At 71.4% G+C, this 26,688-nt stretch carries 27 protein-coding genes; 12 read left to right on the top strand and 15 right to left on the bottom strand.

Going from position 1 to position 26,688, the window contains the following annotated elements:
* Positions 1-15 precede the first annotated feature (15 nt).
* The 3 genes from ACWG52_RS28265 (at position 16) to ACWG52_RS28255 (ending at position 3,229) form a co-directional block, all read left to right on the top strand.
* Complete coding sequence (locus tag ACWG52_RS28265; RefSeq protein ID WP_389808923.1) at positions 16-1,539, top strand: aldehyde dehydrogenase (NADP(+)); 1,524 nt, start codon at positions 16-18, stop codon at positions 1,537-1,539.
* 160 nt (positions 1,540-1,699) lie between these two features.
* A complete protein-coding gene (locus ACWG52_RS28260) occupies positions 1,700-2,950 on the top strand; it encodes a TerD family protein (protein WP_389808920.1) in 1,251 nt (416 codons plus the stop codon).
* Positions 2,951-3,052: 102 nt separating this feature from the next.
* Positions 3,053-3,229, top strand: coding sequence for a hypothetical protein (locus ACWG52_RS28255; RefSeq protein WP_167745547.1), 177 nt, complete (start codon positions 3,053-3,055; stop codon positions 3,227-3,229).
* 76 nt (positions 3,230-3,305) lie between these two features.
* On the opposite strand, the gene ACWG52_RS28250 is transcribed toward ACWG52_RS28255, so the two are convergent.
* Positions 3,306-4,745, bottom strand: coding sequence for an alkaline phosphatase PhoX (locus ACWG52_RS28250; RefSeq protein WP_389808917.1), 1,440 nt, complete (start codon positions 4,743-4,745; stop codon positions 3,306-3,308).
* 246 nt (positions 4,746-4,991) lie between these two features.
* Here ACWG52_RS28250 and ACWG52_RS28245 point away from each other — a divergent pair, with 246 nt between their 5' ends.
* Positions 4,992-5,573 (top strand): hypothetical protein, encoded by a 582-nt coding sequence (locus tag ACWG52_RS28245; protein ID WP_453126299.1) that lies wholly within the window; start codon positions 4,992-4,994, stop codon positions 5,571-5,573.
* Between the two features lie 112 nt (positions 5,574-5,685).
* Here ACWG52_RS28245 and ACWG52_RS28240 read toward each other — a convergent pair whose 3' ends face one another.
* Complete coding sequence (locus tag ACWG52_RS28240) at positions 5,686-7,167, bottom strand: hypothetical protein (RefSeq protein ID WP_389808912.1); 1,482 nt, start codon at positions 7,165-7,167, stop codon at positions 5,686-5,688.
* Between the two features lie 453 nt (positions 7,168-7,620).
* Between ACWG52_RS28240 and ACWG52_RS28235 the strand changes: the two genes are divergently transcribed.
* From ACWG52_RS28235 to ACWG52_RS28225, 3 genes are all read left to right on the top strand, one after another.
* Entirely contained in the window at positions 7,621-9,462 is a 1,842-nt protein-coding gene (locus tag ACWG52_RS28235) for an endonuclease/exonuclease/phosphatase family protein (protein ID WP_389808910.1), read from the top strand.
* A 69-nt stretch (positions 9,463-9,531) separates the two neighbouring features.
* The gene (locus ACWG52_RS28230) at positions 9,532-10,014 is read left to right on the top strand and encodes a GNAT family N-acetyltransferase (protein ID WP_389808908.1); all 483 of its coding nucleotides are present in this window, start codon (positions 9,532-9,534) and stop codon (positions 10,012-10,014) included.
* A gap of 145 nt (positions 10,015-10,159) precedes the next feature.
* A complete protein-coding gene (locus ACWG52_RS28225; protein ID WP_389808905.1) occupies positions 10,160-10,414 on the top strand; it encodes a hypothetical protein in 255 nt (84 codons plus the stop codon).
* 18 nt (positions 10,415-10,432) lie between these two features.
* Here ACWG52_RS28225 and ACWG52_RS28220 read toward each other — a convergent pair whose 3' ends face one another.
* The 3 genes from ACWG52_RS28220 to ACWG52_RS28210 form a co-directional block, all read right to left on the bottom strand.
* Positions 10,433-10,846 (bottom strand): hypothetical protein, encoded by a 414-nt coding sequence (locus ACWG52_RS28220; RefSeq protein WP_389808902.1) that lies wholly within the window; start codon positions 10,844-10,846, stop codon positions 10,433-10,435.
* Between the two features lie 181 nt (positions 10,847-11,027).
* A complete protein-coding gene (gene dapD / locus ACWG52_RS28215; protein WP_030720326.1) occupies positions 11,028-12,008 on the bottom strand; it encodes a 2,3,4,5-tetrahydropyridine-2,6-dicarboxylate N-succinyltransferase in 981 nt (326 codons plus the stop codon).
* A 9-nt stretch (positions 12,009-12,017) separates the two neighbouring features.
* Complete coding sequence (locus ACWG52_RS28210; RefSeq protein WP_453129084.1) at positions 12,018-13,265, bottom strand: MFS transporter; 1,248 nt, start codon at positions 13,263-13,265, stop codon at positions 12,018-12,020.
* Positions 13,266-13,360: 95 nt separating this feature from the next.
* Here ACWG52_RS28210 and ACWG52_RS28205 point away from each other — a divergent pair, with 95 nt between their 5' ends.
* Positions 13,361-14,236 (top strand): winged helix-turn-helix transcriptional regulator, encoded by an 876-nt coding sequence (locus ACWG52_RS28205; RefSeq protein ID WP_389808896.1) that lies wholly within the window; start codon positions 13,361-13,363, stop codon positions 14,234-14,236.
* A gap of 67 nt (positions 14,237-14,303) precedes the next feature.
* Here the strand turns inward: ACWG52_RS28205 and ACWG52_RS28200 are convergent, their stop codons facing one another.
* Together ACWG52_RS28200 and ACWG52_RS28195 are read right to left on the bottom strand one after the other, a co-directional pair.
* Positions 14,304-14,891, bottom strand: coding sequence for a TetR/AcrR family transcriptional regulator (locus ACWG52_RS28200; protein ID WP_389808893.1), 588 nt, complete (start codon positions 14,889-14,891; stop codon positions 14,304-14,306).
* Complete coding sequence (locus ACWG52_RS28195) at positions 14,891-15,211, bottom strand: DMT family transporter (protein WP_030720338.1); 321 nt, start codon at positions 15,209-15,211, stop codon at positions 14,891-14,893. The genes ACWG52_RS28200 and ACWG52_RS28195 overlap by 1 nt, the downstream gene beginning before the upstream one ends.
* Positions 15,212-15,333: 122 nt before the next feature.
* Between ACWG52_RS28195 and ACWG52_RS28190 the strand changes: the two genes are divergently transcribed.
* On the top strand, positions 15,334-16,671 hold the full coding sequence (locus tag ACWG52_RS28190) for a hypothetical protein (protein WP_389808889.1): 1,338 nt from the start codon (positions 15,334-15,336) through the stop codon (positions 16,669-16,671).
* An 81-nt stretch (positions 16,672-16,752) separates the two neighbouring features.
* On the opposite strand, the gene ACWG52_RS28185 is transcribed toward ACWG52_RS28190, so the two are convergent.
* The 8 genes from ACWG52_RS28185 to ACWG52_RS28150 all read right to left on the bottom strand — a co-directional run bounded on the left by ACWG52_RS28185 (position 16,753) and on the right by ACWG52_RS28150 (position 23,356).
* Positions 16,753-17,097, bottom strand: a complete 345-nt coding sequence (locus ACWG52_RS28185; protein WP_030009139.1) for a metal-sulfur cluster assembly factor — start codon at positions 17,095-17,097, stop codon at positions 16,753-16,755.
* Positions 17,094-17,555, bottom strand: a complete 462-nt coding sequence (gene sufU / locus ACWG52_RS28180; RefSeq protein WP_030720344.1) for a Fe-S cluster assembly sulfur transfer protein SufU — start codon at positions 17,553-17,555, stop codon at positions 17,094-17,096. Before sufU ends, ACWG52_RS28185 begins: the two co-directional genes overlap by 4 nt.
* A 22-nt stretch (positions 17,556-17,577) precedes the next feature.
* Positions 17,578-18,834, bottom strand: a complete 1,257-nt coding sequence (locus ACWG52_RS28175; RefSeq protein ID WP_030009137.1) for a cysteine desulfurase — start codon at positions 18,832-18,834, stop codon at positions 17,578-17,580.
* Complete coding sequence (gene sufC / locus ACWG52_RS28170; protein ID WP_030720347.1) at positions 18,831-19,598, bottom strand: Fe-S cluster assembly ATPase SufC; 768 nt, start codon at positions 19,596-19,598, stop codon at positions 18,831-18,833. Before sufC ends, ACWG52_RS28175 begins: the two co-directional genes overlap by 4 nt.
* A 7-nt stretch (positions 19,599-19,605) precedes the next feature.
* Positions 19,606-19,923: a bifunctional 3-phenylpropionate/cinnamic acid dioxygenase ferredoxin subunit gene (locus tag ACWG52_RS28165; RefSeq protein ID WP_030388907.1), complete on the bottom strand. Its 318-nt coding sequence runs from the start codon at positions 19,921-19,923 to the stop codon at positions 19,606-19,608.
* Positions 19,923-21,101, bottom strand: coding sequence for a Fe-S cluster assembly protein SufD (sufD, locus tag ACWG52_RS28160; protein ID WP_389808882.1), 1,179 nt, complete (start codon positions 21,099-21,101; stop codon positions 19,923-19,925). Before sufD ends, ACWG52_RS28165 begins: the two co-directional genes overlap by 1 nt.
* 81 nt (positions 21,102-21,182) lie before the next feature.
* On the bottom strand, positions 21,183-22,598 hold the full coding sequence (gene sufB / locus ACWG52_RS28155; protein WP_375933696.1) for a Fe-S cluster assembly protein SufB: 1,416 nt from the start codon (positions 22,596-22,598) through the stop codon (positions 21,183-21,185).
* Entirely contained in the window at positions 22,595-23,356 is a 762-nt protein-coding gene (locus tag ACWG52_RS28150) for a helix-turn-helix transcriptional regulator (RefSeq protein ID WP_389808879.1), read from the bottom strand. Before ACWG52_RS28150 ends, sufB begins: the two co-directional genes overlap by 4 nt.
* Positions 23,357-23,789: 433 nt before the next feature.
* On the opposite strand from ACWG52_RS28150, the gene ACWG52_RS28145 reads away from it, so the two are divergent.
* The 3 genes from ACWG52_RS28145 (at position 23,790) to ACWG52_RS28135 (ending at position 26,681) form a co-directional block, all read left to right on the top strand.
* A complete protein-coding gene (locus tag ACWG52_RS28145) occupies positions 23,790-24,716 on the top strand; it encodes an ABC transporter ATP-binding protein (protein ID WP_453126293.1) in 927 nt (308 codons plus the stop codon).
* A complete protein-coding gene (locus ACWG52_RS28140) occupies positions 24,713-25,480 on the top strand; it encodes an ABC transporter permease (RefSeq protein WP_389808876.1) in 768 nt (255 codons plus the stop codon). The genes ACWG52_RS28145 and ACWG52_RS28140 overlap by 4 nt, the downstream gene beginning before the upstream one ends.
* Positions 25,481-25,547: 67 nt before the next feature.
* The gene (locus ACWG52_RS28135; protein WP_390139595.1) at positions 25,548-26,681 is read left to right on the top strand and encodes a hypothetical protein; all 1,134 of its coding nucleotides are present in this window, start codon (positions 25,548-25,550) and stop codon (positions 26,679-26,681) included.
* Positions 26,682-26,688 lie beyond the last annotated feature (7 nt).

Here is a 26,688-nt window from a genome sequence, read left to right as displayed (position 1 = left end):
AGGAGGCGGCGGGCCATGACAACGACTTCAGTCTGGAGTGTGGACCCCCGCACCGGGAAGCAGCGCGAACAGGTTGCGGTGGAGGCCACACCCCAGGAGGTGGACGAAGCCGTACGGGCCGCCCACGCCGCCCGCGGCGCACTCGCCGACGCCACCGTCCGCGCCGCCTTCCTGCGCGCCGCCGCCGCGCTCCTGGACGAGTCGGCCGCCCACGTGATCGAGGCCGCCGACGCCGAGACCGCGCTCGGACCGGGCCGGCTCACCGGCGAACTGGCCCGCACCACCGGCCAGCTGCGCGCCTTCGCCGACGCCGTGGACGCCGGGGCCTACCTCGACGTCCGGATCGACCGCGCCGATCCCACCCTCAGCCCGCCGCGCCCCGAGCTGCGCCGCTACAAGATCCCGCTCGGCGTGGTCGCGGTCTACGCCGCCTCCAACTTCCCGCTCGCCTTCTCCGTCCCCGGCGGCGACACCGCGAGCGCGCTGGCCGCCGGCTGCCCGGTGGTCGTCAAGGCGCACCCCGACCACCCCGCCACCTCCGAGCTGTGCGCTTCGCTGCTGCGCCGGGCCGCGGTCTCCACCGGGCTCCCGGCCGAAGTGGTGAGCGTGGTCCACGGGTTCGACGCCGGCCTGGAGCTGATCCGCCACCCCTTGGTGGCCGCCGCCGGATTCACCGGCTCCATCCGGGGCGGGCGGGCCCTGTTCGACGCGGCCGCCGCCCGGCCCGTGCCCATCCCCTTCCACGGTGAACTGGGCTCCCTCAACCCCGTCGTGGTCACCCCGGCCGCCGCCGCCGAACGCGCCGAGGAGATCGGCGCAGGGCTCGCGGGCTCGGTCACCCTCGGCGTCGGGCAGTTCTGTGTGAAGCCCGGCCTGGTGCTGATCCCCGAGGGCGTGGACGGCGACCGGGTCACCGGCGAGCTCACCAAGGCGCTCGGGGAGACCGAGCCGGGGGTGCTGCTCGACCACCGGATGCGGGAGAACTTCGTCTCCGGGGTGCGCGAACGGGCCGCGCTGCCCGGCGTCGACGCACCTGTGACCCCCGGTTCCGGCGGGGAGCACACCGTCGGGGCGGGCTACCTGACGGTGCGGGCCGGGCAGCTCCTGGAGGGCGGCGGGTACGACGTCCTCCTGGAGGAGTGCTTCGGTCCGGTCACCGTCGTCGTGCGGTACGCCGACCAGGACGAGGTGGGCGCGGTCCTCGGGCTCCTCGGCGGGAACCTGAGCGCCACCCTCCAGCTGTCGGCCGCCGAGACCGAGGGCGCGCCGGGCCCGGCCGCCGAGCTCATCGGGCAGGTCACCGGGCTGGCGGGGCGGATCGTGGTCAACGGCTGGCCGACCGGGGTGGCGGTGGCGCCGGCCCAACACCACGGAGGCCCCTACCCGGCGGCCACCTCGCACTCCACCTCGGTCGGCGGCACCGCGATCGAGCGCTGGCTGCGGCCGGTGGCCTACCAGTCCGTGCCGGACGCGCTCCTTCCGCCGGAGCTGCGCGAGTCCAACCCGCTGGGTCTGCCGCGCCAGGTCACCGGGGGCTGAACCGGACGCGCGTCGCCCCGCCGCAGCGTGGGGCGACGCGCGTACGACCGCCCGGGACGGTGGGCGTCCGCGAGGGCCCACCCGTGGGAAGCGGAACGGAAATGTCACGAGGGTAAGGGAACGGCAAAGCGCCTCCGGTCGTTCTCCGGGCATGACCGCTATGACCCCTGGATCCAACCTGCCGCTCAATGCCGTCCGTGTGACGGTCGACGTGGCTGCGCCGGTGCGTCTCGACGTATCGGCCCTGCTCCTGACGGCGGACGGCAAGGTGCGCTCCGACGCCGACTTCATCTTCTTCAACCAGCCGACCGGGCCCGGTGTCAGCTACCGGTCCGGCGGCGGTGCGACGCCGGACTCGATCACCGTGGACACCGGCGCCGTGCCCCCGGGCATCGAGCGGATCGTGGTCACGGCCAGCCCGGACGCCGCCGGGCAGACCTTCCAGGGCATCGAGCCCACCGCCACCGTGCGCAACGCCGACGGCGGCGCGGTGATCGCCGGGTTCACCCCGCCGCAGCTGGGCACCGAGACCGCGCTCGTCGTCGTCGAGATCTACCTGCGGGGCGGCGTGTGGAAGGTGCGCGCGGTCGGCCAGGGGTATGCGAACGGCCTGGCCGGCATCGCCACCGACTTCGGGGTCTCCGTGGACGAGGAGCCCGCGGCGCCCCAGGCCGTGGCCGCCCCGCCCGCGCCCGCGGCGCCCGCCGCTCCCCCGGCCCCGCCTGCCTCCTACCCGCCCTCCCCCTGGCTCGGCGGCGCCACCCAGCCCGCGGCTCCCGCCCCGGCCGCCCCCGTCGCGCCTCCCGCACCGGCGGCCCCCGCCCCCGGCGCCGGGAAGATCAACCTCGACAAGGGCCGGGTCAGCCTCCAGAAGAACCAGACCGTCTCCCTCGTCAAGGGCGGCCGCCCGCTGCTCTCGCAGGTCAAGATGGGGCTCGGCTGGGAGCCCGCCTTCCGCGGCAAGGACATCGACCTCGACGCCTCCGTCATCGCGTACGGACCCCAGCGCAACCACATCGACAGCTGCTACTTCGGCAAGCTGTCCATCCTCGGCGGCGCCATCAAGCACTCCGGTGACAACCTCACCGGTGAGGGCGCCGGCGACGACGAGGTGATCGTCGTGGACCTCGGCCGGATCCCCGCCGACGCCACCGGCCTGGTCTTCACGGTCAATTCCTTCTCCGGCCAGAAGTTCACCGAGGTGGCCAAGGCCTACTGCCGGCTCATCGACGCGGCGAGCGGCGAGGAGCTGGTGCGCTTCGACCTGACGGGCGCCGAGCCCCAGACCGGCGTGATGATGGCCAAGCTGATCAAGCAGTTCTCCGGCGAGTGGGAGATGACCGCCATGGGTGACTTTGTGAAGTCGCGCACAGTGCGCGGCATGGTCAAGCCCGCCGCACAAGCACTCTGAGCAGGTGGGCGGGCACGAGCGGCCATCGGTGCGCGTTCCGGGTGATGGATGCCACGCGTAATCCGTAGGTGGCTGTCAGTGCCCGCCCGTAGCCTTGAAACCATGCACAAGACACTCACCCCCGCGGGGCCCGCCCGCCCGTCCGCCGCCGAGGCGAACGAGGCGATACGGCACCTTGTCGAGACCCGGGTGGACGGCGAGTGGCCCTCTGAGGCGTATGAGTTCCTGCTCGCCGAGTGGGCCGAGGCCTCTCGCACGGAGGTTGCCCCGGCCCTGTGAGCGGCCGTACGGCGCCCCGCACCGTGAGGGCGGCGCCGTCGGCCCGCGCCGTGGCGCCCGCGCCGGGGCGCCGCCGTCAGTGCCCGCGCCGCCACGGCCCGGTGATGGCCAGCATGATCCCCGGGTCCTGGATGTTGGCGTACAGCGTGCGCCCGTCCGGCGAGAAGCAGACACCGGTGAATTCGGAGTACTCCGGCTCCTCCGCCGACCCGTTGTTCAGCTCGTTGCGCGCCAGCGGGTAGGTGCGTCCCGACTCCGTCGCACCGAACAGGTGCTGCAGCCCCGAGCCGTCCTCCGCGATGATCAGACCGCCGTACGGCGAGACGGTGATGTTGTCGGGGCCGTCGTAGCCGCCGTCGACCGACGGGTCCGCGTTGACCCCGATGAGGACGGTGAGCCGGATCGTGCGCCGCTTGGGGTCGTAGAACCAGACCTGACCGTCGTGGGCCGCGCCCGGGCTCTCCTCACGGGCGTAGGACGAGACGAAGTACGCGCCGCCGTCCGCCCACCACATGCCCTCCAGCTTGCGCCCGCGCGTCACCACACCGTCCGCGAACTGCTTGCGCACCGGTACGGTCCGGGCGTCGCGATCGGGTACGTCCACCCAGTCGACCCCGTACACCGTGCCGATCTTCGTGGCGCGCGAGAGGTCGTCGACGAACCGGCCGGAGCTGTCGATGCACTTGGCGGCCTGGAGCACCCCGGCGTCGGCCGCGAGCGTACGGAGCTTGCCGCGCCCGTGGTGGAAGCCGCGGGGCGGGGTCCAGCGGTAGAGCAGCCCGTTGGGGCCGGAGGCGTCCTCGGTCAGGTAGGCGTGCCCCTGGCGCGGGTCGATGACCACGGCCTCGTGGTCGTAGCGCCCGAAGGCCTTGATCGGCCGCGGGTCGCGGTTGGCGCGCCGGTCGTGCGGGTCGACCTCGAAGACGTAGCCGTGGTCCTTCGTCATCCCGTTCTTTCCGGCGAGGTCCGAGTTCTCCTCGCAGGTCAGCCAGGTGTTCCAGGGGGTGGCGCCGCCCGCGCAGTTGGTCGACGTACCGGCGATGCCCACCCATTCGGCGACCTCGCCGCCGCGCCGGACCTCGACGACCGTGCACCCGCCGGCCGCCGCCGGGTCGTAGACCAGTCCCTCGGTGAGGGGAACGGGGTGGGCCCAGCTCTCCCGCTTGCCCTTGAGCTCGTGGTTGTTGACGAGGAGGGTGACGCCGCGGTGGCCCGAGAAGGCGGCGGTCCCGTCGTGGTTGGACGGCGTGGTCTCGCCGGAGTCCAGCTTGGTGACCCCGCTGTGCGTGATGACGCGGTATGTGAACCCGGCCGGCAGGGCCAACAGTCCGGCCGGGTCGGGGACGAGCGGGCCGTAGCCGGGCTCGCAGGGCCGCCCGTGCGCGTCGCGATCGGCGCTGTCCTCGGCGGCGAGCGCCCCGGGGGCGGTGGCGAGCGCGCCGACCGCCCCGCTGAGCGCGACTCCCGCGCCGGCGATGACGGTACGGGCGGTGAAGTCTCTACGGCTGAGCGGCATCGGGTCTCCAGGGTGGGGATGTGGTGCGCCTGTCGTGCGGTCGTCGGCGCACACGCTCTCGCCCGCACGTGAACGGCGGCTGAACTACCCACCACGAGGAACCGACCCCTTGACCCACCCCGGAATGGCCAACTCCGGCCCCAGGAACGGCGCGATGTCACCGCCCTCCCGGGCACCTCGCGAGCACCCGACCGGGCACCCGACCCGAGCACCCGGCCGCCGGACGCGTTCTGGCAGGCTGCGCCCGTGGAAGAACTCATAGGAACTCAGAAGCCGGTACGCAGGATCCTCGACCCCGACGAGGCGATCGCCGCCTTGGAGCGCGCGGTGCCCGGGCTGCTGAGGCTCCGCCGGAGGGAACGGGCCGTCTTCGACTGGCATGCGATCGAGGAACGGATCGGAACGGCGCTGCCGTCCGACTTCAAGGCGCTCACCGAGTGGTATCCGGCCTTCGAACTGGACGACTTCCTGGGCCTCTGCTGCCCGTTGCCCGGCGAGGAAGGCGACTGGGCGGCGGAGTGTGCCGGGGAGCTCGCAGGAGAGGGCCCCGAGCTGCGTCCGGACGAGCTCGCCTCGACGGTGCTGATGCTCTGGGGGAACTCGCAGGAAGGCGACGAGTTCTACTGGAGTGTGCTCGGGGACGAGCCGGACCACTGGCCCGTCACCGTCGGCTCCCACAACAGCGCCTGGTGGCACTACGAGGGCGGCATGGTCCAGTTCCTGGCGGAGCTCTGCGACAAAACCCTGGATCCGTGGGCGCTCCCCACGGTCGAGCCCGAACTCACCGGCTGGAGCGTCGCGGGCGGCGGCCGGCACACGACGGTCTGAGTCGTCCCTGCCGGTCCGAGTCGTCCCTGCCGGACACTGCCGGACACTGCCGGACGTGCCGGGCGGTGCGGGCCGGGCGGGATCCGGCAGCGACGACCTGGGAACCCTTGGATCAGGCCGGGCGGCGGGAGCGAGCCTTGAACGCGGCCTTGCGGGCCTCCTTGGCCGCCTTCTTGTCCGGGTGCAGGCGACCCATCGCCTCCAGGACGTACGCCGTGGCCGGGTGCTCCACCCGCCACACCTGCTCGAAGAAGCCCGTGTGGTGAGCGGTCAGGGTCTCCATCAGGAGCGGCAGCTCCTCCGTCTCACCATCGGCGGCGAGCTGCGCCGCGATCGTGTCCACGGTCAGCCAGAACACCATCTCCGGGTCCGGGGCCGGTACGTCGCCCACCCCGCGCTCCGCCAGCCAGACCCGGGCGAGCCCGCCGAGCTCCGGGTCGTCCAGCACCGAGCGGACCGCGGGCTCGGCCTCCGGCCCGGCCGGTGCCAGGGCCTGCTGGCACCGGAGCCGGCGCAGCGGGCCGCCCTCGTCGTCCCCGCGGGCGGCGGCCAGCAGTTCGGCGGCCGCGGCGGGCTGTTCCCGGCCGGCCAGCCACTGCTCGATCTCGGCCTGGGCGGCGTTCTCGGAGTAGAGGGAGACCGCGTCGAGGAGGGCGTCGGCGCCCTTCTCGGCCAGTTCGCCGACGGCGGGGGCGTCGACCCCGGCCTCCAGCATCCGGGCCCGGATCCCGTACAGGCCGAGGGGGGTCAGGCGGACCATTCCGTAGCGGGAGACGTCCTCGTCGTCCGCGGCGCCCGCGGTCTCGGACTCCAGGGGGCCGTCGGCCTCCGCCATCAGTTCCTCGTCGACGGGCCGGAACTCCACCAGCCCGATCGGCTCCAGCTGCCGGAACTGGTCGTCGAGGCGCATCATCGCGTCCGAGACCTGCTCCAGCACGGCATCGGTCGGCTCGCCCATGCCGTCGGGCACGATCATCGACGCGGCGAGCACCGGCAGCGGAACGGGCCCGTCCGCGGCCCCGCCCTCGGTGACGGTGAGCAGGTAGAGATTGGCGAGGACCCCGTCGAGGAAGTCCGCCTCGCGCCCGGGGTTCCAGTCCAGCCGGTCGAAGTCGATCTCGCCGCCCGCGTCCAGCGCGTCGACGAGGTCGTCCAGGTCGGGCACGGCCGCGTCGGCGAGCACCGTGTCCAGGGCCGCGAGCCAGAGGTCGAGCACGTCGCCGGGCGCACCGGTCGTCACCAGCGCGAGGTCCTCACCGGGCGCGGCCGTGCCGAAGCGCTCCTCGTCGCCTTCCCTGTTGTCGTCCTCCGGCTCGGTCACGTCGACCAGGCCGGTGTCCACGGCCACCCGCCAGGCCTGGCTCGCGTACCCGGCGGAGTCCTCGTCGGCGAGGTCGAGGCCGAGCGTCGCGGCGGCCTCGGGCAGCTGGTCGGTGGCCAGCTCGCCACCGACTCCCACGCGGGTGCCGGGTCCGGCCCAGCGGGCGAGCCGCACGGCGCGCGCGAACAGCGGGGCGCCGAGGGCGTCGCGGGCCAGTTCCGCGTCGGAGCGCAGCCGTACGGGCGGCAGCGTGGGGTGCGAGTCTGCGGACATGGGGCGGTTCTCCTCGCGAACGCGGTGGGACGGGGTGCAACGGGGGTGGGGCGGCGGTGGATCGGGGGTGGGGCGGGGGTGGGGCGGGGTGAAACGGAGTGGAACGGGGTGTGGCGTTGGTGACACGGCCGCACGGCCGGCCGGACCGTCACTTGCGCCCGGATTTCGCTGACATGGCCGACATGACGGGCAGTGCGGGCATGCGGATGTGGCGCAGATGACAGGTGTGGCCTTCGTACGGCGCTCCAGCGTAGACGCATTTCGGGCGTGTCCGGCGGGCCATCTCCTTTGGTTCATCCCACAGTCAGCTGTCGTATTCCCTGGAGGGCTTGACAACTTTGCTGGCCACACAGGAAATTGACGCGCGTAGATGTACAGGGAGCGGCTTGCCGTCCGCAGATCTCGCTGCCGCACCCCCCACCTTTTCCCTCTCCCACACCGGAGTTCCTGCCCATGCGCTCCTCGCATCCCCGTTCCGCCGCCGTCGCGGCCCTCGTCGCCACCGCACTGGCCACCGGCCTGCTCGCGGGTTCCGCCGACGCGGCCGAAGGCGCCGTGTCCGCCGATCCGATACGCATCCACGACATTCAGGGCACCACCCGGATATCCCCGCTGAACGGCAAGCAGGTCACGGACGTCGAGGGCATCGTGACGGGCGTACGTACGTACGGCTCGCGCGGCTTCTGGATCCAGGACCCGGACGCCGACGACAACGACGCCACCAGCGAGGGTGTCTTCGTCTTCACCAACGCGGTCCCGACCGTCGCCGTGGGCGACGCGGTGAAGGTCTCCGGCACCGTGGGTGAGTACATCCCCGGCGGCCTGACCTCCGGCAACCAGTCGGTCACCCAGATCTCGAAGCCGACGGTCACCGTGGTCTCCTCCGGCAACGCGCTGCCCGAGGCCACCGCGATCAACGAGTACACGGTGCCCGCCGAGTACGCCCCGGCCGGTGACACGGCCGCCGGCGGCAGCATCAACGGCCTCACCCTGGAGCCCGCTCGCTACGCCCTCGACCACTACGAGTCGCTGGAGGGCATGAACGTCAAGATCGGCACCTCCCGCGTGGTCGGCGCCACCGACCCGTACGCGGAGCTGTGGGTCACCGTGAAGGGCTGGGAGAACACCGCCAAGCGCGGCGGCACCGTCTACGGCTCCTACGAGTCCCAGAACACCGGCCGGCTGCAGATCCAGCAGCTCGCGCCCCTCGCGCAGCAGCCCTTCCCGGTGGCCAACGTCGGCGACCGGCTGACCGGAACCACCGAGGGCCCGCTGGACTTCAACCAGTTCGGCGGCTACACGCTGGTGGCCCGCACGCTCGGCACCGTCAAGGCGGGCACCCTCGCCCCCGAGAAGACCAAGCCGCAGGCCGAGCAGGAGCTCGCGGTGGCCACGTACAACGTCGAGAACCTCGACCCGACCGACCCGCAGGAGAAGTTCGACGCGCTGGCGAAGGCCGTCGTCGAGAACCTGGCCTCCCCCGACGTCCTCGCCCTGGAGGAGATCCAGGACGACAACGGCGCCAAGAACGACGGCACCGTCTCGGCCGAGCAGACCCTCGCCAAGTTCACCGCGGCGATCTCGGCCGCCGGCGGCCCGGCCTACCAGTGGCGGACCGTCAACCCGGAGGACAAGAAGGACGGCGGCGAGCCCGGCGGCAACATCCGCCAGGTGTTCCTCTTCAACCCGGCGCGGGTCTCCTTCACCGAGCGCGCCCCGGGTGACGCGGTGACCGCGACCGGCGTGACCAAGGTCAACGGCAAGGCCGCCCTGACCCACTCCCCCGGCCGCGTCGACCCCGCCAACCCGGCGTGGGCGGACAGCCGCAAGCCGCTGGCCGGCGAGTTCGTCTTCCGTGGCAAGACGGTCTTCGTGATCGCCAACCACTTCGGCTCCAAGGGTGGCGACGAGGGCCTGACCTCGCACCACCAGCCGCCGGTCCGCTCCTCGGAGGCCAAGCGACTGCAGCAGGCGCAGGCCGTGAACGGCTTCGTGAAGCAGATCCTGGCCGAGGACAAGAACGCCAACGTCCTGGTCCTCGGTGACATCAACGACTTCGAGTTCTCGGCGACGACGGACGCGCTGGCGGACGGCGGGGCGCTGTACCCGGCGATCAAGTCGCTGCCGAAGGCCGAGCGCTACTCGTACGTCTACCAGGGCAACGCGCAGGTGCTGGACCAGATCCTGACCAGCCCGGCGATCAAGAAGTTCACGTACGACAGCGTGCACATCAACGCGGAGTTCTCGGCGCAGAACAGCGACCACGACCCGCAGGTGCTGCGCTTCCGCCCGTAACCCTTCGGGTCCCGCAGCCGCAGGGGGTCCGGCCGCCGTCCCGGCCGGGCCCCCTGCCACAATCCGGCCATGATCTTCCGTGAGGCCACGCGCCAGGACCTGCCCGCCGTACTCGCCCTGCTCGCCGACGAGGACACGGTCCTCGACCCGGCGTCGATCGTGGTCGGCGAGGCGCACGAGCGGGCGTTCGCGGCGATCGGGGCGGACCCGCGCAACGAGATGCTGGTCCTCACGGACGGGCCGAGCCGAACGGACGGGGCGGGCGGGGCGGGCGAGGTCGTCCTCGGCTGCCTCCAGCTGACGTACATCCCGGGCCTGGGCCGCGACGGTCAGGAGCGGGCCCTGGTGGAAGCGGTACGGATCCGAGCGGATCGGCGGGGCTCCGGGCTCGGAGCCGAGCTGATGCGGCTCGCCGTCGAGCGGGCCCGCGCGCGCGGCTGCGGCCTGGTCCAGCTGACCAGCAGCAAGCGACGGACGGCCGCGCACCGGTTCTACGAGCGGCTGGGCTTCGCCCGCAGCCATGAGGGCTTCAAGCTGCACCTGGAGCCGTAACCGGGCCTTCCCGGACAAGGTAGGGACTTTCGGCCCTGGCGTGACGCTCGACACATCCCTACCGAATCGACCGGTTGTGGTGGTTGAGTATTTCCACGCTCGATCTTGTACCGGCTCGTACCGACCGCACTCCCGGAGGATCCTCGTGCTCCCCTCCATCTCCCTCGCTCAGGAAATCGGCCTCGCCGTCCTGCTCGTGGCCGCGATCGTCTCGTTCACCGGCCTCCGCCACCTGCGGGGCGACGCCCGGTTCCCCCACGCGGAGCCCGCCGCCGTCGAGAGCCTGCCGATGATCCCGTCCCAGCGCGGCTCCGCCGGGCACCCGATGGAGTCGGTGGAGCTGACCGAGGCGGAGAAGCAGGCCTTCGCGGGCCTGGTCCGCACGATCCCGCTGCACTGAGTACGGCGCGCCCGCGTCCTATCCGCCGCGGCGGGCCGTCGGCGTCTTCGGCTTCAGGGCGCCGATCAGGGCGCAGACCCCGGCCGTCACCGCCAGACTCCCCACCATGACCATGCCCACGCCGATCACGAAGAGTCCGCTGGCATCGTCCGACCAGTCGTAGAAGGCGGCACAGGTCAGGCCGGTCGTGACCCCCGCGACGGCGCTCACCGCGAGACCCCGGTACGCCGCCCAGCACACGGGCACCAGCAGGGTCAGTCCGAGCCCGATCACCTGCCAGGCCTCGTAGGGTCCGGTCTCCGTGCCGTCGGGCTGCACGTCGCGGTGCTGGTCCCAGCCGAGCCATGCGGCCCATGCGGCGGCTGCCGTCAGGGCGAGTGCCAGGGCGACCGGAAGGGGGGAGGTGGGACCGAGGTCTATTCGTCGTCGCATGCCCCCAGCCTTCCCCCGGGCCCCGCAGGCCACCAGCGCGCGGATACTCAGTCCCGCCCGAGTACCCGCACCCGGGGACCTGGCTCCGACAACGGCCGAGCGCCCTCCCGGCCGCGGTGGACGGCGAGAGGGCGCTCGTGGTGACGGGGTCGCCACCGGCCGGTGGGGCCGGCGGTCGCCGTCAGTTGTGGCTGTGCAGGACCTCGTTCAGGCCGCCCCAGGCCGCCTTGTACGGGCGGGCCTCGACGGCGCCGGTCACCGAGTTGCGGCGGAAGAGGATGTTGTTGGCGCCGGAGAGCTCCAGGGCCTTGACGATCTGGCCGTCCGGCAGGGTCACCCGGGTGCCGGCGGTGACGTAGAGGCCGGCCTCGACCACGCACTCGTCGCCGAGCGCGATGCCCACGCCCGCCTCGGCGCCGATCAGGGTGCGCTCGCCGATCGAGATGATCTGCTTGCCGCCGCCCGAGAGGGTGCCCATGGTGGAGGCGCCGCCGCCGATGTCGGAGCCGTCGCCGACCACGACGCCCGCGGAGATGCGGCCCTCGACCATGGAGGTGCCGAGGGTGCCGGCGTTGAAGTTGACGAAGCCCTCGTGCATGACGGTGGTGCCCTCGGCGAGGTGCGCGCCGAGGCGGACGCGGTCCGCGTCGGCGATGCGCACGCCCTTGGGGGCGACGTAGTCCGTCATCCGCGGGAACTTGTCGATCGAGGTGACCTGGAGGTGCAGGCCCTCGGCGCGCGCGTTGAGGCGGACGGTCTCGACCTGGTCGACGGCGACCGGACCCAGGGAGGTCCAGGCGACGTTGGTCAGCAGGCCGAAGACGCCGTCGAGGTTCTGGCCGTGCGGCTTGACCAGGCGGTGGCTGAGCAGGTGCAGGCGCAGGTACGCGTCGTGCGCGTCCAGCGGCTTGTCCTCCAGGGAGGAGATCACCGTGCGGACGGCTACGACCTCGACGCCGCGGACCGCGTCCGTGCGGATCGCCTTGGCCGCGGCGGCGCCGAGCAGCTCCACGGCCTGGTCGGCGGTGAGGCGCTCGGTGCCGGCCGGGCCGGGCTCGGCGACCAGCTCGGGGGCGGGGAACCAGGTGTCGAGGACGGTGCCGTCGGCGGTGATGGTGGCAAGTCCGGCGGCGACGGCGCCGGTGGTACGCGTAGCAGTCATATCCGAAACCTAACCGGCGACGGCCTTCGGTCGCGAACCGGTCTCATGTGCCGGTCGCGCGGGTCGCGCGGCGTGCCGGGCCCGCCGGACATGCGCCCCCCACAGCGCCGCACCCGCCCCCGCGGCGAGCACCGCGCAGAGCGGCCACAGCAGTCCGGGCGCGGCGGAGTAGAGGGCTCCACCGAGCGGCGGCCCGAGGACGACCCCACTGACCGACACGCCCGCGTACAGGCTCTGGAACCGTCCGATGGCGTGCTCGGGCGCCTGGTCGGCCATGTAGGCGGTGGCGGTGGTCTTGTAGAGGATCTCCCCGAGGCTGAGCAGGATCATCATCGCCACGGCGCTCCCGATCCCGGCCCCGAGCAGCAGCGCCGCGTACCCGGACCCGACGAGCACCATCCCGGTGCCGATGACCGGCAGGGCGGGCCGCTCGCGCAGGGCTACGGCGGCGGGCAGCTCCAGCAGCAGGATCACCCCTCCGTTCAGGGCGACGACGAGCCCGAAGACGCGCGCGTCCAGGCCGTGGTCGGCGAGGAAGGCCGGGAAGGTGGAGTACTGCTGGCGGTACACGACGTCGGTCACCAGGATCGCGCCGAGCAGCACCAGCACGGCGGGGCGGGCGCCCAGTTCGCGCCAGAGGCTCTGTTCGCCGTGGCCCGGACCCCCGTCCTGGGCCACGGCGGGTATGCGGGAGACGCCGCGGGCCGGGACGACCCGCGCGGTCCAGACGGCGAAGAGGAGCGTGCCGATGCCGTCGCCGACGAAGAGCCAGTCGTAGGAGAGGCCGGTGGCGACCAGGGCGCCCAGGGGCGGCCCGAGGGTGAATCCGCCGTTGGAGACGCAGCGTACGAGGGCGAAGGCCTGGCGGCGGGCCCCCTCCGGGACGGCGACCGCGACCAGCGCGGAGTTGGCGGCCCGGATCACGCCGGAGGCGTACTGGGCCACCGGCAGGGCCGCGTACAGCAGCGGGGTGGGCAGCAGCGGGAGCACGGTCAGGGCGATGCCGCCGAGGGTGGCGGCGGCGAGCAGCACCCGGCGGTGGCCGAAGCGGTCGCCGTACCAGCCGCCGGTGAAGTTGCCGGCGATCAATCCGACGCCGCCGATGCCGACGACCAGGCCCGCCTGGGCGGCGCCGAGGCCTCGCGGGCCGGTCAGGTAGAGGAAGACGAAGACGAACGTGAAGCTGACGACGGCGTTGACGAAGACCCCCGCTGCCAGCAGCCACACAACCCTCGGTATGTCCTTGAAGCCCTGCAGCACACCCGTGTCCCCCTGCGTCCATCGAGTAAGTTCCCTTTAGGAACTGACTATGTCAGCATGGCAGCCTTGGGGTCAACGGACAAAGGAGTGCCATGGCCCAGCGCACACACCTCGGCGACGCGGACTGCGCCATCGCCCAGGCCCTCGATGTGGTGGGCGACTGGTGGACGCTGCTGATCGTGCGCGACGCCGCACGCGGTCTGCACCGCTTCGACGAGCTCCAGCGCGAGTTGGGGATGTCCCGCAAGGTGCTGGCGGAACGACTGAAGCTGCTCGTCGAGGCCGGGGTGCTGTCGCGCGAGCCGTACCAGGAACGTCCGGTGCGGCACGAATACCGGCTGACCCCGCGCGGGCGGGGGCTGCTGCCCGTCCTGGTGGCCCTCCAGGACTGGGGAGACACCTGGGTCCTGGGAGAGGGAGAGATGACGGCGACGACCGACGAGGCCTCGCGCGAGGCGGAACGGGTGCACGCGCTGCGCGGTACGCGGGTGCCGCCGCTGCTGTTGCCGGACCGTTTCGGCGAGTCGAGCGACCCGGTGGCGGACACGCCGTTCACGGTCCTGTACTGCTTCCCGGGCGCGTACGCGCGCGCCGCGTCCTACCCGCCCGGCTGGGCCGGGATCCCGGGCGCCAAGGGATGCACGTTCGAGTCGTGCACCTACCGGGACCAGCTCGCGGAGTTCACCGCGGCCGGCGCCACCGTGCACGGGGTGTCGACCCAGCGCCCGGACGAGCAGCGGGAGTTCGCGGAGCACGAGCGGCTGCGGTTCCCGCTCCTGTCGGACGCGGACCTGGCCCTGACCGCCGCGCTGCGCCTGCCGACGTTCCGCGCGGCGGGCACGAGCCGGATCAAGCGGCTGACGCTGGTCATCGACCGCGACCGCACGGTCCGCGAGGTGATCTACCCGATCCAGGACATCGAGGCGAGCGTGCAGGCGGCGCTGACGGCCGTGCGCTCCGCGGGCTAGGGCCCTGCCGCGCGGACGACTCCGCGCCGCCCCGTCCTCCGGGCACGACCCGAACCGATGCCGGTCCTCAGGCGCCCGACGGACCGGACGATCCGGCCCCATCCCGCCCGGGCCGCAGCAGCCTCCCGAGGATCTCGCGGGTGTACGCCTCGTCGTACGGGGCGTCCGTCAGCAGGACCTGCAGCCCGATCCCGTCCATGGCCGCCACCAGCGCCCGCGCGGTCACCGGGTCGGTCCGCGGGGTCAGCGCCGCCGCCACCGCCTCGCACCACTGCGCCGCCACCGGGCGCAGGGCCGGGCGACGCAACGCCGCGAGGTAGAGCTCGTACTCCAGCTCGACGCGGCCCCGGTCCGCCGCGAGGGACTCCCCGAGCAGGCGGGCCAGGGCCTCGGCGAGGTCCGCGTCGGGGTCGGCCAGGGCGGTGGAGCGCGCCACCGCCCGGGCGAAGCCCTCGTTGGTCTGGCGCAGCGCGGCGACCAACAGGTCGTCCAGCGTCTTGAAGTGGTACGTCGTCGACCCGAGCGGTACGTCGGCGGCGGCGGCCGCGCTGCGGTGGGTCAGCCCGGCGATGCCCCGCTCGCCCACCACCCGGAGCGCGGCGTCGATGATCCGCTGCCTCCGGTCCGGGTCGTACCGCCGCCCGCCGGCGGGCATCAGTGGGCCCCGCCGAGATTCAGCAGGACCACGCCGCCGATCACCAGGGCGATGCCTGCGATCTTGGCGGCGGTGGCCGCCTCGCCCAGGAACACCATGCCTATGGCGGCGATCGCGGCGGTGCCGACGCCCGCCCATATCGCGTACGCCGTGCCGACCGACATCGACTTCAGCGTCTGCGCGAGCAGGGTGAAGGCGATGGCGTAGCCGAGCAGGGTGCCCAGCGACGGCCACAGCTTGGTGAAGCCGTCGCTGTACTTCATGGCGGTGGTTCCGGCGACCTCGGCGGCGATGGCCGCGGCAAGCATGACGTAGGGCATGCGTACAACTGTACACAGCGATGCGTACGGGCGTACACATCCGGGCGAATCCGCTGCCATGCTCCTGACATGCTGAGATACGGTGTGCCTTCGTCGGGGGAACGAGAAGACGGAGCACACGCATGACGCAGAACGCAGGGTGGGGATCCACGGGGGCACCCGGGCCGGGCGGGCCGGGAGTCCCGGGCGGCGCGCCCCACTGGGGTGGATGGGCCCCGCCGCCACCGCCGCAGCCCGGGACGGTACCGCTGAAGCCCCTGGGCCTCGGGGACGTCGTGAGCGCCACCTTCGCCACCCTCGGCCGCCACTGGAAGCGGCTCGCCGGTGTGATGCTGGCCGTGCTGGGCCTGTGCCTGCTGGTCATGGGCCTGCTGGCGGGCATCGCCGTCGCCGCGGTGTACGACCACATCGAGCCGGTCTTCGACCCGCCCTACGGGCAGGACCCGGCGGCCGAGCACCTCACGCCGATCATCGTCGCGGGTGTCACGCTGTTCGTGCTGCTGTTCGCCGTGGGGTTGCTGAGCATGGCCGTGGTCACCGCCGCGTGCCCGGCGGTCCTCCAGCAGGCGGTCCTCGGCCGGCCCACCACCTTCCGCGCGACGTGGCGCACGGCCCTGCGGCGGACTCCCTCCGTCCTGGGCACGCTGGTGCTCACGGGGCTGATCGCGGGCGCTCCCGTGCTCGCCGCCATGGCGGTGTGGATTCCGGTGATGGTCGCCTCCGTCTCCGGCGGCGACCCGTCGCCCGCGGCCCTGGTCCTCCTGCCCGTACTCCTGCTGCCCGCCGCCGCGGTGTCGGTCTGGCTCGGCACCCGGCTCAGCCTGGCCCCCGCCGTGGCGGTGATGGAGAACGCCGGCCCCGGTACCGCGCTGCGCCGCTCGGCCGCGCTGGTCAAGGGCGACTGGTGGCGGATCTTCGGCATCACCCTGGTCGGCAGCATGATCGCGATGAGCATCGCCTACATGATCCAGATGCCCTTCCAGCTCATCGGCACGTTCGGGATGATCCCGATCATGGCCGAGACGGGCGAGGTGGCGGAGGGGTCCGGCCCGCCGACCGGCATGATCGTCGCCCTCGCGTTCGCCTTCCTGTGCATCATGGTCGGCGGCGGCGTGAGCCAGATGTTCCAGATCGGGTACACCCAGCTGTTCAGCAATCTGCTGTACGTGGACCAGCGGATCCGGCGCGAGAACCTCGCCCAGGCCATCCTCGCCGAACTCGCCGCGCCGGCTCCCGCCGCCGGACCCGTGCCCTCGCCCACGAACCCGCCCGCGACCCCGCCTTCGGCCCCGCCCGCCGACACGCCCGCGGACACGCTCGCCCACACGCTCACGGACGCCGACGCGCCCACCGTCGCGCACTCGGACCGGCCGGAGCCGCGGCCCGAACCGGAGACGGAGCCTGAGCCGGAGACGGAGACGGAGCCGGACACTCTGCCCGACCGGCCGAAGGACGACTGAGCGGCCCGAGTGCCCCGCGGACACGAGAAGGGCCCCCGGCACGATGCCGGGGGCCCTTCCTCGTTCAGAACTCGGAGCCGCTCAGACGTTGAAGCCGAGCGCGCGGAGCTGCTCGCGGCCGTCGTCCGTGATCTTGTCCGGGCCCCACGGCGGCATCCAGACCCAGTTGATCCGAAGCTCGCTGACGATGCCGTCCGTCGCCGACTTCGCCTGGTCCTCGATGACGTCCGTCAGCGGGCAGGCCGCCGAGGTCAGGGTCATGTCGAGGGTGGCGATGTTCGCGTCGTCGATGTGGATGCCGTAGATCAGGCCCAGGTTGACGACGTCGATGCCCAGCTCGGGGTCGACCACGTCGTAGAGGGCCTCACGGACCTCCTCCTCGGTGGCCGGCTTGATCGACGCCTCGGGCGTCGCGTTCTCGGTCATGCCGTCTTCCTCTCCGCGTCGCCCAGAGCCTGGGCCGTCGCGTCCTTCCACGCCATCCAGCTCAGCAGAGCACACTTCACGCGAGCCGGGTACTTGGAGACGCCGACGAACGCGACCGCGTCCTCCAGCACCTCCTCCATGGCCTCGTCGGGCTCGACCTTGCCCTTGGACTGCATCATCTCCAGGAACACCGCCTGGATCTTCTGCGCCTCGGCCAGTTCCTTGCCCACGAGCAGCTCGTTCAGCACGGACGCGCTGGCCTGGCTGATGGAGCAGCCCTGGCCCTCGTAGGAGACGTCGGTCAGCGTCTCGCCGTCGTACTTCACGCGCAGCGTGATCTCGTCACCGCACGTCGGATTGACGTGGTGCACCTCGGCATCGCCGTCGCGCAGGCCACGCCCGTGCGGGTGCTTGTAGTGGTCCAGGATCAGTTCCTGGTACATCGAATCCAGCTTCACTGCGTCCTCGTCGCCTCGTCCGTCAGCCGAAGAAGTTCCGTACGTGCTCCAGCCCGTCGATCAGCGCGTCGACCTCGGCCGGAGAGGAGTACAGGTAGAAAGACGCTCGCGTCGTCGCAGGAATTCCGTAGCGCAGGCAGACGGGGCGCGCGCAGTGGTGTCCCACGCGGACCGCGATGCCCTGCTCGTCCAGAACCTGGCCGACGTCGTGCGGGTGGATGTCACCCAGGACGAAGGAGATCGCGGCGCCGCGGTCCTCGGCCGTGGTGGGGCCGATGATCCGCAGGTCGGGCACCTCCGCGAGACGCTTGATCGCGTACTCGGTGATCGCGTGCTCGTGCGCGGCGATCTTGTCCATGCCGATCGCGGTCAGGTAGTCCACGGCCGCGCCGAGGCCGACGGCCTGGGCGATCGGGGGCGTACCCGCCTCGAACTTGTGGGGCGCCGGGGCGTAGGTCGAGGCGTGCATCGACACGGTCTCGATCATCTCGCCGCCACCGAGGAACGGAGGCAGGTCCTCCAGGAGCTCCTGGCGGCCCCACAGGACACCGATGCCGGTCGGGCCGCACATCTTGTGGCCGGTGAAGGCCACGAAGTCGGCGCCGAGCGCCTGCACGTCCAGCGGCATGTGCGGGGCGGCCTGGGAGGCGTCGATCAGCACGAGGGCGCCGACGTCCTGGGCTCGCCGCACGATCGCCTCGACCGGGTTGACCGTGCCCATGATGTTGGAGACCAGCGTGAAGGAGACGATCTTCGTCTTCTCCGTGATGACCTCTTCGATGTTGGACAGGTCGAGCCGGCCGTCGTCGGTGAGGCCGAACCACTTCAGCTTCGCGCCGGTGCGCTGCGAGAGCAGCTGCCACGGCACGATGTTGGAGTGGTGCTCCATCTCCGTGATGGCGATCTCGGTCTCGCGGTCGACCCGGTAGGGCTCGTCCGCCCAGCCGAGCATGTTCGCGACCAGGTTGAGCGACTCCGAGGCGTTCTTGGTGAAGATCACCTCGTCGCGGCTCGGCGCGTTGATGAAGGCGGCGACCTTGTCGCGAGCGCCCTCGTACAGCGCCGTGGCCTCCTCGGCGAGCACGTGCACGCCACGGTGGACGTTGGCGTTGTGCTGCTCGTAGTACTCGTTCAGCGCGTCGAGCACCTGGCGCGGCTTCTGCGAGGTCGCCGCGTTGTCCAGGTAAACGATCTTCTTCCCGTCGTGGACCACACGATCCAGAAGGGGGAAGTCCTTTCGGATCGCCTCGATGTCGAGGAGGCCAGGCAACTGTGTCACGCGGTCGCGCCACCCTTCGTGCTGTACGACTCGTAGCCTTCGGCCTCCAGCTTGTCGGCGAGCTCGGCGCCACCGGACTCGGCGATGCGGCCCTCGGAGAAGACGTGGACGAAGTCGGGCTTGATGTAGCGGAGGATCCGCGTGTAGTGCGTGATCAGCAGCGTGCCGACCTCACCGGTCGCGCGGACGCGGTTGACGCCCTCGGAGACCTGGCGCAGGGCGTCGACGTCCAGGCCGGAGTCGGTCTCGTCGAGGATCGCGATCTTCGGCTTGAGGAGCTCCAGCTGCAGGATCTCGTGGCGCTTCTTCTCACCGCCGGAGAAGCCCTCGTTGACGTTGCGCTCGGCGAAGGCCGGGTCCATCTGGAGCTGCTCCATCGCGGACTTGACCTCCTTCACCCAGGTACGCAGCTTCGGCGCCTCGCCGCGGATCGCGGTGGCCGAGGTGCGCAGGAAGTTGGAGACCGAGACACCGGGGACCTCGACCGGGTACTGCATCGCGAGGAAGACGCCGGCGCGGGCGCGCTCGTCGACGGACATCTCCAGGACGTCCTCGCCGTCGAGCGTCACGGTGCCACCGGTGATGGTGTACTTCGGGTGACCGGCGAGCGAGTACGCCAGGGTGGACTTGCCGGAGCCGTTCGGACCCATGATGGCGTGCGTCTCACCCTGCTTGACGGTGAGGTCGACGCCCTTGAGGATCTCGCGGGCGCCGTTCTCGGCCTCGACGGAGACGTGCAGGTCGTGGATTTCAAGCGTTGCCATGGATACCTCAGGACTCCTGGGTGAGGGAGACGAGCACGTCGTCCCCTTCGATCTTTACGGGGTATACGGGGACGGGGCGCGTCGCGGGCAGGCCCGAGGGCTTGCCGGTGCGCAGGTCGAAGGCCGACCCGTGCAGCCAGCACTCGATCATGCAGTCTTCGACCTCGCCCTCCGAGAGCGAGACGTTCGCGTGCGAGCAGATGTCGTTGATCGCGAACACCTCCCCCTCGGTGGAGACGATGGAGACCGGCGTGCCGTCGAGTTCCACCCGCTTGGGGGTGTCCTCCTCCAGCTCGCTGAGCGCGCAGGCCTTGACGTAATTCATCAGACGGAACCCTGGAGCTCGGTCTCGATCTTGTTGAGCAGACGCTCCTCGATGTCGTCGACACCGATCTGCTGGACGAGCTCCGCGAAGAAGCCGCGGACGACCAGGCGGCGGGCCTCGTCGGCCGGGATGCCACGGGCCTGCAGGTAGAAGAGCTGCTCGTCGTCGAAGCGGCCGGTCGCGGAGGCGTGGCCGGCGCCGACGATCTCGCCGGTCTCGATCTCCAGGTTGGGCACGGAGTCGACCCGCGCGCCGTCCGTGAGGACGAGGTTGCGGTTCATCTCGTAGGTGTCGGTGCCCTCGGCGCTCTTCTGGATGAGCACGTCACCGATCCAGACGGCGTGGGCGTCCTGGCCCTGGAGCGCGCCCTTGTAGACCACGTTCGACTTGCAGTGCGGGGCGTCGTGCGTGACCAGGAGGCGGTGCTCCTGGTGCTGGCCGGCGTCCGTGAAGTACAGGCCGAAGAGCTCGGCCTCGCCGCCGGGGCCGGCGTAGCTGATCCGCGGGTGGAGGCGGACGACGTCGCCACCGAAGGTGACCACGATCGACTTGAAGGTCGCGTCACGGCCGACCAGCGTGTTGTGCTGGGAGCAGTGGACGGCGGTGTCGTCCCAGTCCTGCACGGACACGACGGTGAGCTTGGCGCCGTCGCCGACCAGGAAGTCGACGTTGGCGGCGCGCACGCCGTCACCGGTGTGGTCGATGACGATGACGGCCTCGGCGAAGGCCTGTACGTCGAAGACGGTGTGACCGAAGGTGGTGCCGCCCTCGCCGTGCAGCGTCACGCGCACCGGCTCGGTCAGGACCGTCTCCTTGGGCACGGTGACGACCGTGGCCTTGGCGAAGGACGAGAACGCCTGGGCGGCGACCCGGTCCACCGGGGTGCCGGCCTTGCCGATGCGCGCGTCGTCGCGCTCCACCGACTCGACCGTGACGCCCTCGGGCGCGTCGATCTGGGCCTTCATGGTGCCGTTGGCGACCGCGGTGCCGTCGTGCAGGCCCTTGAGGCGGGCGAGCGGCGTGAAGCGCCACTCCTCCTCGCGGCCGTTCGGAACGGGGAAGTCCGCCACGTCGAAGGACGGGGGCGCACTCATCCGGGTGGCGACGGTGGACTCGGCGGCCACCGCGATCGCGCCGGCGGTGGTCGAACCCGCCGGAATGTTCTGAGCCTCAGCCATGGCTGTCGTCTTGCTCACTCTCTTTGAAGAACACTGCCTACGTAGAAGGATGTGCGGCGGGGAACGCCGCGCGACCGGCGGTCAGCCGACCGATCCCTCCATCTGCAGCTCGATCAGCCGGTTCAGCTCCAGCGCGTACTCCATGGGCAGCTCACGCGCGATGGGCTCGACGAAGCCGCGCACGATCATGGCCATGGCCTCGAACTCCGTCATACCGCGGCTCATCAGGTAGAAGAGCTGGTCGTCGGAGACCTTGGAGACCGTGGCCTCGTGGCCCATGGAGACGTCGTCCTCGCGGACGTCCACGTAGGGGTACGTGTCCGAGCGGGAGATCGTGTCGACCAGGAGCGCGTCGCAGAGCACGTTGGACTTCGAGCCGTGGGCGCCCTCGCCGATCTCGACCAGGCCTCGGTACGAGGTGCGGCCGCCGCCTCGGGCCACCGACTTGGAGACGATGTTCGAGGAGGTGTGCGGCGCCATGTGGACCATCTTGGAGCCGGCGTCCTGGTGCTGGCCCTCGCCCGCGAAGGCGATGGACAGGGTCTCGCCCTTGGCGTGCTCGCCCATCAGGTAGACGGCCGGGTACTTCATGGTGACCTTGGAACCGATGTTGCCGTCGATCCACTCCATGGTCGCGCCCTCGTACGCCACGGCGCGCTTGGTGACCAGGTTGTAGACGTTGTTCGACCAGTTCTGGATCGTCGTGTAGCGGCAGCGGCCGCCCTTCTTGACGATGATCTCGACCACGGCGCTGTGCAGCGAGTCCGAGGAGTAGATCGGGGCGGTGCAGCCCTCGACGTAGTGGACGTAGGCGTCCTCGTCGACGATGATCAGCGTCCGCTCGAACTGGCCCATGTTCTCCGTGTTGATACGGAAGTAGGCCTGGAGCGGGATGTCGACCTTCACGCCCTTGGGGACGTAGATGAAGGAGCCGCCGGACCACACCGCGGTGTTCAGCGACGCGAACTTGTTGTCGCCGACCGGGATGACCGTGCCGAAGTACTCCTGGAAGAGCTCCGGGTGCTCCTTGAGCGCGGTGTCCGTGTCGAGGAAGATGACGCCCTGCTCCTCCAGGTCCTCACGGATCTGGTGGTAGACGACCTCGGACTCGTACTGGGCCGCGACACCGGCGACGAGGCGCTGCTTCTCCGCCTCCGGGATGCCGAGCTTGTCGTACGTGTTCTTGATGTCCTCGGGCAGGTCCTCCCACGAAGCGGCCTGCTTCTCGGTGGAACGCACGAAGTACTTGATGTTGTCGAAGTCGATGCCCGAGAGGTCGGAACCCCAGTTCGGCATGGGCTTCTTGTCGAACAGCTTCAGGCCCTTGAGGCGGAGGTTGAGCATCCACTCCGGCTCGGACTTCTTCGCCGAGATGTCGCGGACGACATCTTCGGACAGACCCCGCTTGGCAGCGGCACCGGCCGCGTCGGAGTCGGCCCAGCCGTATTCGTAGGTGCCCAGGCCATCGAGCTCAGGGTGAGCGATCTCCGTGGTCATGCGGGGTTCCTCCCGGCCGTACTTGCAGATGCTGATGTGTCGGTCTGTGTGGTGCTCGCGCTACGCGGAATGAACGTCGTGCACACCCCGTCGCCGTGGGCGATCGTGGCGAGGCGCTGCACATGGGTCCCGAGCAGGCGGGAGAAGACCTCGGTCTCCGCCTCGCAGAGCTGCGGGAACTGCTCGGCGACGTGCGCGACCGGGCAGTGGTGCTGGCAGAGCTGTTCACCGCTGTGCGGACCGGGAGCGCTCTTCGCCGTAGCAGCGTACCCGTCCGCGGTCAACGCCCTGGCAAGGGCCTCTGTGCGCTCCTGCGGTGCGGCGGCCTCGACGGCCTCCTGGTAGGCGCGCGCCTGCGTCTCCATCCGCGACCTGGCGAAGGCGGCGACGGCCACCTCGCCCTGCTCGCCGCCGCCTACCGACTGCGCGATCCAGCGCAGGGCGTCCGCGGCGAGCGTGTCGTAGGACTGGTCGAAGGCGTCGCGGCCGCAGTCGGTCAGCGCGAAGACCTTGGCGGGCCGACCCCGGGTGCGCGCACCGTACACACGCTGCTCACGGGGTTCGACCACGTCGTCGGTGACGAGCGTGTCGAGGTGGCGGCGGACGGCGGCCTGGGTGAGGCCGAGACGCTGGGCGAGGTCGGCGACGGTGGACGGACCGTGGTCCAGGATCGAGCGCGCCACCCGGTTGCGGGTTGACCGCTCCCCGGTGCCGAGCTCCCCCTGAGGGGTGTCGATCTGCCGTTCGCCGTATTTCACAACGCCATTGTTGCGTAATTAACCGAGCGACGACAAGCCGTGATGGACGCCACGCCTGGTGGCCTCCATCACTAAGGGTTACCTTATTTATCGACGGAGAGTTATTCGGATGCGGGTATTCCGCTACCTTCCCGAACTCCTCCGAGGAGCCCGCGAACCGCTCCCACCAGCACACCTGTGCCCGCGGCGGCTCTTGGGCACCGGGAAAGGCGATCTCCGGAAAAGATCACGGAAACATGCCGACGCTTCCAGGACCGACCGGCTGAAAAGAGCTGTATTCGCGACGCGGCGTTCGATTCTCCGGAGCGGATCCGACGCCGAACCGGCGACGAAGAGTCGGGGCAGAGGCGGGGCGGAGAGGGCGAGCCGGCGACGAAGAGGCCTCGACCCCGGCGCCTCCGCCCCCTCCTCCGGCTCCGTAGACTCACCCCTCATGAGCAACGACCCCGCCGTGGAGATCCGCGGACTGGTGAAGCGGTACGGCACCAAGACCGCAGTGGACGGCCTGGACCTCACCGTCCGGAGCGGCTCCGTCACCGCGGTCCTCGGTCCGAACGGCGCGGGCAAGACGACCACGGTGGAGACCTGCGAGGGCTACCTCCGCCCCGACGCCGGCACCGTCCGCGTCCTCGGCCTCGACCCGGTCGCCCAGGCCGAGGCCCTGCGCCCGCGGATCGGTGTGATGCTGCAGTCCGGGGGCGTCCACTCCGGAGCCCGCGCCGTCGAGATGCTCCGCCACATGGCCAAGCTCTACGCCGACCCGCTCGACGTCGCCACCCTGGTGGAACGCCTCGGACTCGGCGGCTGCGGCCGCACCCCCTACCGCCGGCTCTCCGGCGGCCAGCAGCAGCGCCTGGCCCTGGCCATGGCCGTGGTCGGCCGCCCCGAGCTGGTCTTCCTCGACGAGCCCACCGCCGGCCTGGACCCGCAGGCCCGCCGCGCGACCTGGGACCTGGTACGGGAACTGCGCACCGACGGGGTCACCGTCGTCCTCACCACCCACCACATGGACGAGGCCGAGCAGCTCGCCGACGAGGTCGCCATCGTGGACGCGGGCCGGGTCGTCGTCCACGGCAGCCCCGAGCAGCTGTGCCGCGGCGGCGCCGAGAACACCCTGCGCTTCACCGGCCGCCCCTCCCTCGACCTCGCCTCGCTGCTGAAGGCGCTGCCCGACGGCACCGAGGCCGCCGAGCTCACCCCGGGCGTCTACCGGGTCACCGGCGACGTCCACCCGCAGCTGCTGGCCACCGTCGCCTCCTGGTGCGCGCAGCACGGCGTGATGCCGAGCAGCCTCACGGTGGAGCGGCACACCCTCGAAGACGTCTTCCTGGAACTGACCGGTAAGGAGCTACGCGCATGAGCGCCGGTACGTTCACCCCCCGCCCGGGGGCCGCGCCCGTGTCCCGCATGATCCTCGCGCAGACGGCGCTGGAGACCCGGATGCTGCTGCGCAACGGGGAACAGCTGCTGCTCACCGTGATCATCCCGGCGTTGCTGCTGACCCTCTTCTCCGCGGTCGACATCGTGGACACCGGAAGTGACAGGTCCGTGGACTTCCTCGCGCCGGGGATCCTGGCGCTCGCCGTGATGTCCACCGCCTTCACCGGCCAGGCCATCGCCACCGGCTTCGACCGCCGCTACGGGGTCCTCAAGCGGCTGGGAGCCTCCCCGTTGCCGCGCTGGGCCCTGATGGCCGCCAAGACCCTGTCGGTGCTGGTCACCGAGGTGCTGCAGATCGCCCTGCTGACGGTGATCGCCCTCGCGCTGGGCTGGTCCCCGCAGGGGAACCCGCTGTCGGTGGCCGCGCTGATCCTGCTGGGCACCGCCGCCTTCTCCGGCCTCGGGCTCCTGATGGCGGGCACTCTCAAGGCCGAGATGACCCTGGCCGCCGCCAACCTCGTCTTCCTGCTGCTGTTGGTCGGCGGCGGGGTGATCGTGCCGCTGGAGAAGTTCCCGGACGCCGTGCGGTCGATCCTGGGCCTGCTGCCCATCTCGGCCCTGTCCGACGGGCTGCGCGAGGTGCTCCAGCACGGGGCCTCGCTCCCGTGGGGCGACGTGGCCGTCCTGGCGGGCTGGGCCGTACTCGGTCTGGGCGCCGCCGCGCGGCTCTTCCGCTGGGAATGAAATCCCTCCCCTCCTGGCGGCGATGCCGCGAGGATGGGCCCCTCACACATGAAGCCGGGGGGCGGACATGGTGCAGCGGGATGCCGTTCTACGGCTGGACGATCGATGGGCACGGGTGCGCTCGGGGGCGGAGCACGCGGAGCCCGCGGAGCGCGAACGGCTCCTCGACGAGCTGATCGGCGCCCTGCGCGCGTTCCCGGACGACCCGCGGTGCACCGCGCTGCTCGGGCTGCGCCTCGCCGATCGGGCCGCCCTGCGGTTCGCCGCGGGGGACCGCGCCGGCGCCCTCGCCACGATCGAGGAGGGCTTACGCAGCTCCGAGCGGGCGGCCGGGCACTCCCCCGAGTTCGCCCGCTGGTACGCCCGCGGGCTGATCAACCACGGGGTCTGGCTGTCCTGGCCGCTCAGCGACGGGGCCCGGCTGCCGAAGCACCCGCTGGGCCCGGCCGTCGGCGAGGGTCCGAGCGCCATGGAACGGGCGGCCGGTGAGCGCGCCCGCGATCTGACCCGTACCGCGGTGGAGGTCTGGGCGGGACTCGACCATCGGGATCCGGTGAACCGGCGGGGCCTGGCCCAGGCCAAGGTGTTCCTCGGGGACCGCCTCGCCGAGCTGGGGTTCGCCGAGGAGGCCGTGGCCTGGGCCGTGGCCGCCGAGTCCGACTTCCGGCAGCTGCTGCTCGCGGACCCGGCCGCGGAGGAAGCGGCGGAGGCCGAGGAGGCCCTCGACCACATCGGCCGCCAGCTGGAACTGCGGCTGCGCTTCCTGACCTTCGGCGCGCTGGTCAGCCTGCGCACCCAGGGGCTGCTGCCCGAACGACTGCTGCCCCGGGCCGTGGTGGCCGCCCGTATCCAGGGGGTGGCGGAGCCCGCGATCGCGGCCGGGCTGGGCCTCGACGCCGAACAGGTCCGCACGATGCTGGAGGTCACCCCCTGGCTCGCGGTGTGGCGCTTCGAGGTGCGTGGACCTGACGGACTGTGGAACGTACTGGAACATCCCTGGCACAGCACCACAGAAGTAAGGAATCGGACGGCACAGGATGTAGCGGGCGAATTATTACGGGGGTTCGTCGACTCGGCGGACTACCCGGGCGACGCCACCCATTGGCGCGTCCTGCTGTGGTGGCACGAGGAGGGGGACCCTGCGGGAGCGCGGTACCGGCTGGCCGTCGGGCCGGACGCACCCCTGCCCACCCCCTCGTGAAAGTTTG

The sequence above is a fragment of the Streptomyces sp. CLCI03 genome (assembly GCF_053615355.1).
The sequence above is the reverse complement of the archived record's forward strand: the minus strand, read 5'-3'. Positions and strand labels throughout refer to the sequence as shown.

What these genes read in the sequence shown, in the direction of transcription:
- ACWG52_RS28265 (WP_389808923.1), top strand. Translation starts at nt 16, where the DNA reads ATGACAACGACTTCAGTCTGGAGTGTGGACCCCCGCACCGGGAAGCAG.
- ACWG52_RS28260 (WP_389808920.1), top strand. Translation starts at nt 1,700, where the DNA reads ATGACCCCTGGATCCAACCTGCCGCTCAATGCCGTCCGTGTGACGGTC.
- ACWG52_RS28255 (WP_167745547.1), top strand. Translation starts at nt 3,053, where the DNA reads ATGCACAAGACACTCACCCCCGCGGGGCCCGCCCGCCCGTCCGCCGCC.
- ACWG52_RS28250 (WP_389808917.1), bottom strand. Translation starts at nt 4,745, where the DNA reads ATGCCGCTCAGCCGTAGAGACTTCACCGCCCGTACCGTCATCGCCGGC.
- ACWG52_RS28240 (WP_389808912.1), bottom strand. Translation starts at nt 7,167, where the DNA reads ATGTCCGCAGACTCGCACCCCACGCTGCCGCCCGTACGGCTGCGCTCC.
- ACWG52_RS28235 (WP_389808910.1), top strand. Translation starts at nt 7,621, where the DNA reads ATGCGCTCCTCGCATCCCCGTTCCGCCGCCGTCGCGGCCCTCGTCGCC.
- ACWG52_RS28230 (WP_389808908.1), top strand. Translation starts at nt 9,532, where the DNA reads ATGATCTTCCGTGAGGCCACGCGCCAGGACCTGCCCGCCGTACTCGCC.
- ACWG52_RS28220 (WP_389808902.1), bottom strand. Translation starts at nt 10,846, where the DNA reads ATGCGACGACGAATAGACCTCGGTCCCACCTCCCCCCTTCCGGTCGCC.
- dapD (WP_030720326.1), bottom strand. Translation starts at nt 12,008, where the DNA reads ATGACTGCTACGCGTACCACCGGCGCCGTCGCCGCCGGACTTGCCACC.
- ACWG52_RS28205 (WP_389808896.1), top strand. Translation starts at nt 13,361, where the DNA reads ATGGCCCAGCGCACACACCTCGGCGACGCGGACTGCGCCATCGCCCAG.
- ACWG52_RS28200 (WP_389808893.1), bottom strand. Translation starts at nt 14,891, where the DNA reads ATGCCCGCCGGCGGGCGGCGGTACGACCCGGACCGGAGGCAGCGGATC.
- ACWG52_RS28195 (WP_030720338.1), bottom strand. Translation starts at nt 15,211, where the DNA reads ATGCCCTACGTCATGCTTGCCGCGGCCATCGCCGCCGAGGTCGCCGGA.
- ACWG52_RS28190 (WP_389808889.1), top strand. Translation starts at nt 15,334, where the DNA reads ATGACGCAGAACGCAGGGTGGGGATCCACGGGGGCACCCGGGCCGGGC.
- ACWG52_RS28185 (WP_030009139.1), bottom strand. Translation starts at nt 17,097, where the DNA reads ATGACCGAGAACGCGACGCCCGAGGCGTCGATCAAGCCGGCCACCGAG.
- sufC (WP_030720347.1), bottom strand. Translation starts at nt 19,598, where the DNA reads ATGGCAACGCTTGAAATCCACGACCTGCACGTCTCCGTCGAGGCCGAG.
- ACWG52_RS28165 (WP_030388907.1), bottom strand. Translation starts at nt 19,923, where the DNA reads ATGAATTACGTCAAGGCCTGCGCGCTCAGCGAGCTGGAGGAGGACACC.
- sufD (WP_389808882.1), bottom strand. Translation starts at nt 21,101, where the DNA reads ATGGCTGAGGCTCAGAACATTCCGGCGGGTTCGACCACCGCCGGCGCG.
- sufB (WP_375933696.1), bottom strand. Translation starts at nt 22,598, where the DNA reads ATGACCACGGAGATCGCTCACCCTGAGCTCGATGGCCTGGGCACCTAC.
- ACWG52_RS28145 (WP_453126293.1), top strand. Translation starts at nt 23,790, where the DNA reads ATGAGCAACGACCCCGCCGTGGAGATCCGCGGACTGGTGAAGCGGTAC.
- ACWG52_RS28140 (WP_389808876.1), top strand. Translation starts at nt 24,713, where the DNA reads ATGAGCGCCGGTACGTTCACCCCCCGCCCGGGGGCCGCGCCCGTGTCC.
- ACWG52_RS28135 (WP_390139595.1), top strand. Translation starts at nt 25,548, where the DNA reads ATGGTGCAGCGGGATGCCGTTCTACGGCTGGACGATCGATGGGCACGG.